Source organism: Metalysinibacillus jejuensis, assembly GCF_003057615.1.
GTDB classification, from domain to species: domain Bacteria; phylum Bacillota; class Bacilli; order Bacillales_A; family Planococcaceae; genus Metalysinibacillus; species Metalysinibacillus jejuensis.
In genome coordinates this window covers 1-996 of sequence record NZ_QAFW01000138.1, presented here as the reverse complement: position 1 = coordinate 996, position 996 = coordinate 1, and the positions used below count along the sequence as shown (strand labels likewise).

1 protein-coding gene is annotated in these 996 nt (G+C 41.4%); it reads right to left on the bottom strand.

Annotated features, from left to right (window positions below):
- A partial coding sequence (locus DDE80_RS14455; RefSeq protein ID WP_108308645.1) for an IS4 family transposase occupies window positions 1-976 on the bottom strand: 976 nt, incomplete at its 3' end.
- Window positions 977-996 lie beyond the last annotated feature (20 nt).

Sequence of the window (996 nt, the reverse complement as noted above, 5' to 3'; positions counted from 1 at the left end):
TTTGTAAAAATTTCAATAATACGTAGGCAATTAACGCCGCAAATAGTTGGCTATACACCGCATTTTCAGTCGTGCCAAATAAAACAGGCACATTTAAGTTCTGTTTGATCCAACGAAAGAACGATTCAATTGCCCAGCGCTCTTTATACATGCCAGCGATTTCTTCTGCCGTTACATCGCGAAGATTTGTCACAACACGCACAACATCTCCTTCGTAATCTGTAAATTCTACGATACGATGGCGTGCGACGGTTTGTTTTTGCGTTGTACCAAGGATACATGTAAAATCAGCGACTACATTGGAACCTGCGACAATGGCTCTTTTTAACGATTTCTTTCGACTTACCTGAATATTTTCCTTCAAACGAATGACGAAATCTTGTCCGGTTTGCGCGTAACGATCGACCTTATCCATTGAAAAATAAGCACGATCTGCCACGAGAATAAAACGCTTGTCCTCTAAGCTCACGCCAATCGGACCATCATGTTTTAAGCCCGTTGTTTCCACGACTTTCAAGGGCATCTCAGTCGTATTTGTGAAGCTAACGTGCAACTTGATGCCTGAGCGCTCACCATGATATAACGCCCATGGTAAACGCGTTTTTCCAACGGTAATCGTTGTCGAATCAATCGCTAGTAAGTCTTTTTTAAGCTTTAATTTTCGTCGTGTCGCTCGGTTTAAACGTCTAACAATGACGTCAAAAATACGCTTCACAATATGGTGATTCAGCTCGCCTAAGCGTTTCGAAAGCGTAGAATAATCCACAGATTTCAAACCCTGTGCTGAAGCCACATCCGCTGCGTGACGTAAACTTTTCCATTCGAAAGCCGCTGCACCAACTAAATAAGCTAAAAGTGTAGGTACATCGCATTTACGAGCTGTATCTTCAAAACCATATTCAACAAGAATTTCGTTGATTTCTTCCTGTGAAATAAAGTTTTGAAGTAACATGAAAATCGTGGTATTCTTAGCCATGAGAGATTCCTCCTCGTAAA